This window comes from uncultured Methanobrevibacter sp. (assembly GCF_902764455.1).
GTDB lineage: Archaea > Methanobacteriota > Methanobacteria > Methanobacteriales > Methanobacteriaceae > Methanocatella.
In genome coordinates this window covers 1-4136 of sequence record NZ_CACWVY010000074.1, presented here as the reverse complement: position 1 = coordinate 4136, position 4136 = coordinate 1, and the positions used below count along the sequence as shown (strand labels likewise).

The window sequence follows — 4136 nt, the reverse complement described above, 5'->3', positions numbered from 1 at the left end:
AACTAAAGAAGGAATTCTGACATTTTTAGACTTCCAAATGCAAAATTGGACTCAAAATCACATAAAAATTAAATAAGCCTATAAAATTTTACAGACTCAAAAAAAGAAGTTAAAGTGGAATTTTTTCCACTTTTTTTTTTTAAAATGGGGGTGCTAGAATGCACCTCCACCTCCACCACCTGATCCTCCTCCGAGGCTTCCGAAGTCTCCAACGGAATCTGATGAAGGAGTTGCTGTGTTTTGACCTGTTACGAAGGCGTTGTGCATCATGTAATATCCTCCATAATGGTGATACAGGAATACGTCATCATCATAGTATGAGTCAATATTTTTCTCTTGAAGTTTCATGGATTTATAGACATTATCTGCTACTCCAAGGGCAGCACCATAAATCAGGTATTGTTTCCAAATAACTATAGATTCAGGAGGGTGTTCATTAATTAAACTATTGTCCTTTAAGAATTTCTTAAAGTTACTCCATTTCAGATAGAACAGTCTTCCTTTTTTGGTCCATTGTCCAAAAATATCTTCAGGCAGCATTATCACAATAAATGAGAATATTGCAAGCACAATTCCTCCGCCTATTGCAAAGACTCCGTTATGGAGGTTGGTAAATAGGCCTAATAGGAAAATAGCTATTCCGGCAATTATTCCGCCAATGCTTAATTTCTTCATAAATGAAGACCCTTTGTTGTTGAAATATGTCTTGAGATTTTCACTGTCCAGATATTCATATTTGACATCTTTTTGCCAGGTGTTAAACTCTTTCATGAAAATCTTTGCATTTGCTTCATAAGATAAATCATTATCCAAGTTTGAAAGATTTACAATATTATTGTCGTCTGCAAACATGGATAAGATGTCTACGACTGATTGTTCATGAATAGCCAAACCATCAAGATTGTCTTTATTTATTTTTAAATAGAGGTCATTTAAATCAGTTTCACTGTTTCGCTCTGTTTTAAGAGAAAAGACTTTTTTATTAATTAAATCGAGAATTGTCGCTTCAAATCCTTTCATATTTGGTGTTCCGATTTCATGAGTATTGTCTATAAGTGCATTAACAACTGCTGGTGAATCATCTGTTGGAAGTTCCCTTTCGTAAATTCCGTCATAATTCACTTTAGGTTCACGACCATATCTCAAGTAGATTAAAATACCTATAATTGGACTGACTAAGGATAATAACCCCAAAACGATATATGCGCTATTCCAGAAGTTTCTTCCATTTAGGCTGTTTTCAAGATTATGGGTTATTTGTTCTTTACCGTCTTCGTGAACTGTTTTTGCATATGTTGCATTATTAAAATCACTTAAAGGCATTAACACGAGTAGTTCATAAAATTCTCCGGATGGAATTGTAGTGGATGTTAATGTTATTGTATTTCCATTTAAATTACTGCTTGAATTGTACTCTGTAGGATTTAAATAATATTCATTACTTGTATTTCCAGGCAAATGGACAACAGCAGTCAATACATCTGTTCCAACATCCCATTCATCTCCCCAAAGTTTATATTGGAGACCTGCAACATCATTGAAAAGGGTTACAGTATTTTTCATGTCATAACTAATGGAAACATGTACCTGTGTATCGGATATTTTTTTGGTATGTGCTTCATCCGCATATAAATAAATAGTTATATGTTCTACACCGTTTTCCAATTTTTCTTCTGCAACGCAATATGCTCCAGTAGCATTTACCCGGATATTTTCAATACTTTCCCCTTCCTTAAGGGGGATGTCCCTATAAACTCCGTTATAACTTCCCTGGAATGTATAATCATATATTTCATCTACATGGAGTAGACCATTACTTCCAACAGTTAGCTCAACATAGGTGTGGCTGATGTTATAACTTTTGTCATCGGATGCTGAAACTGCGATTAGTGCTGAAAATAATACTAAAAATAATAAAATTATACAAAGTGTCTTTTTAACATTCATATAATTTCACCATGTTTTTTTTTTAAAATTTGACTTCCGGAACTTCCATTTCACTTTCAGGTGCTTCGAAGAATTTTGCTTTTTCAAAGTGGAACAGTTTTGCAAACATGCTGCTTGGGAATTGTTGACATACATTATTGTATTTTAATACTACATCATTATAGAATTGTCTTGCATATGAAATTTTATCTTCAGTGTCGGTTAATTCTGATTGTAATTGTTGGAAATTAGAATTGGCTTTAAGTTCAGGATAACTTTCAGCAACTGCAAATAATGATTTTAAAGCACCAGTCAATTGGTTATCTGCAGCACTTATCTCTTCAACACCGGATGCATTAATTACATTGCTTCTAGCTTTAGTAACATTTTCAAATACTTCTTTTTCATGTGAAGCATAACCTTTAACGGTTTCTACAAGATTTGGAATCAAATCGTTTCTTCTTTTAAGTTGAACTTCGATTTGTGAGTAGCTGTTTTCCACTCTATTTCTAAGATCAACTAATCGGTTGTATAAATGTATAAATGTATAAACAATAAAAATAATTGCTAATACCAATACGACTATTAAAATAATGCTCATTTTATCACCTATGATAATATATAAATATATTAAAAAATATACTTATCGTTGAAATCTGAAGATTTCTCTTTTTAGATTTGAAAATATAATTAGATAATGGGAATATTTTTTTCAAATTTAGCTTTTTTAAGCAAACCTTTATATAGTGGTAAGTAGAAATATTATTTTATCATATTATACTAGATGCCGAGATAGTCTAGCCTGGTAAGGCGCGAGACTGGAAATCTCGTGGGCGTTCAGCCCTCCTGGGTTCAAATCCCAGTCTCGGCGTTTATTAGTTTTTAACTTAGTTTTTTAATTATTTTTCACTATTAAAATACTTGTTAAACTGATATTTTTTTGCACTCTTAGTTTACTTAAACTAAGTTTTAAATTGTTGAAAGAACTGTGTTTTGAAATCTCAAAACATTCGAATCTATTATTTTACGTCTCGTAGATTCGCTCTATAAATGGAGGTTATTTAATGGAAGACGATTTTAAGCATTTAGTACGTATTTCAAGAAAGGATGTAAATGGTAATAAAACCATTGAACAAGCTTTAACTGAAATTAAAGGTGTTGGAATATCTTTATCTAAAACTATGTGCCGTACTTTAGACTTAGATTTAGACTCTAAAATTGGATACATTGCTGACGAAGATGTTTTAAGAATTGAAGAAATTTTGGAAAATCCTCAGAAATTTGACATTCCTTCCTGGATGTTAAACAGAAGAGAAGATTACGAAACTGGTGATGACATTCACTTAATTGAATCTGATCTTGACATGACTTTAAGAGATGATTTAAACAGAATGAAAAAGACCAGAAGTTACAAAGGTAGAAGACATGAAGTTGGTTTACCTGTTAGAGGTCAAAGAACCAAATCTACTTTCAGAAAAAGTTCTTCAGTTGGTGTAAAACGTTCACGTGGATAGGCACGAACTTTTTTTTTAAAAAATTAAATTATTTGAATTCAATTTTATAAAGGAGATGTTTTAATGGGACAACCTAGAAAAGCAAGGAAAAAGTATAATACACCACCACATCCTTGGAATGCAGAAAGAATTAAAAATGAAAATAAATTAATGGCTAAATACGGTTTAAAAAACAAAAAAGAAATTTGGAAAGCTGATACTTTAGTCAGAAGATACAGTAGGGAAGCAAGATACTTACTTGGTTTCGGTACTGACCAAATGGTAAAAGAAAAATTAGAATTATTAGGACACTTAGCTAGAACCGGAGTTTTGCCTGAAGGTGCTGCTCTTGAAGAAATCTTAGATTTAAACGTTGAAGATATCTTAAGAAGAAGATTACAAACTATTGTATACCAAAAAGGTTTAGCTCGTACTCCTAAAGAAGCAAGAATGTTTGTTGTACACGGTCACATAGCTTTAGGCGGTAAAAAAATCAATTCCCCAAGTTATGTTGTATTAAAAGGTCAAGAAGATGACATCGGATTCTATCGTTCTTCACCTGTAGCTAAACAAATTGAAGAGTATAACAGCAATAAAGCTAATAAAGCTAATACTGAGGAATAAAGGGTGTAACTATGGCAAAAGATGAAAAATGGGGTATAGCTAATATTTACTCATCATTCAATAACACTATTATTACTGTAACAGATATTACTG

Annotated in this window: 4 protein-coding genes, 1 tRNA gene and 1 pseudogene; 4 read left to right on the top strand and 2 right to left on the bottom strand. The window is 32.2% G+C overall.

What is annotated here, in order from left to right; genetic code table 11:
* Positions 1–153 precede the first annotated feature (153 nt).
* Together QZU75_RS12575 and QZU75_RS12570 are read right to left on the bottom strand one after the other, a co-directional pair.
* Entirely contained in the window at positions 154–1947 is a 1794-nt protein-coding gene (locus QZU75_RS12575; RefSeq protein ID WP_296884169.1) for a DUF2207 domain-containing protein, read from the bottom strand.
* 22 nt (positions 1948–1969) lie between these two features.
* A complete protein-coding gene (locus tag QZU75_RS12570; protein WP_296884168.1) occupies positions 1970–2527 on the bottom strand; it encodes a LemA family protein in 558 nt (185 codons plus the stop codon).
* 185 nt (positions 2528–2712) lie between these two features.
* Between QZU75_RS12570 and QZU75_RS12565 the strand changes: the two genes are divergently transcribed.
* The 4 genes and pseudogenes from QZU75_RS12565 to rps11p all read left to right on the top strand — a co-directional run.
* Positions 2713–2797: transfer RNA gene (locus QZU75_RS12565), tRNA-Ser, on the top strand.
* A 193-nt stretch (positions 2798–2990) separates the two neighbouring features.
* Positions 2991–3440, top strand: coding sequence for a 30S ribosomal protein S13 (locus QZU75_RS12560; RefSeq protein WP_067043632.1), 450 nt, complete (start codon positions 2991–2993; stop codon positions 3438–3440).
* A 63-nt stretch (positions 3441–3503) separates the two neighbouring features.
* Positions 3504–4043 (top strand): 30S ribosomal protein S4, encoded by a 540-nt coding sequence (locus QZU75_RS12555; protein WP_296884166.1) that lies wholly within the window; start codon positions 3504–3506, stop codon positions 4041–4043.
* Between the two features lie 11 nt (positions 4044–4054).
* Positions 4055–4136 (top strand): annotated as a pseudogene (rps11p, locus tag QZU75_RS12550) (30S ribosomal protein S11); the annotation flags it as partial.

Excerpts from the sequence above, each read along its gene's own strand:
- QZU75_RS12575 (WP_296884169.1), bottom strand. The coding sequence starts at position 1,947 with ATGAATGTTAAAAAGACACTTTGTATAATTTTATTATTTTTAGTATTA.
- QZU75_RS12570 (WP_296884168.1), bottom strand. The coding sequence starts at position 2,527 with ATGAGCATTATTTTAATAGTCGTATTGGTATTAGCAATTATTTTTATT.
- QZU75_RS12560 (WP_067043632.1), top strand. The coding sequence starts at position 2,991 with ATGGAAGACGATTTTAAGCATTTAGTACGTATTTCAAGAAAGGATGTA.
- QZU75_RS12555 (WP_296884166.1), top strand. The coding sequence starts at position 3,504 with ATGGGACAACCTAGAAAAGCAAGGAAAAAGTATAATACACCACCACAT.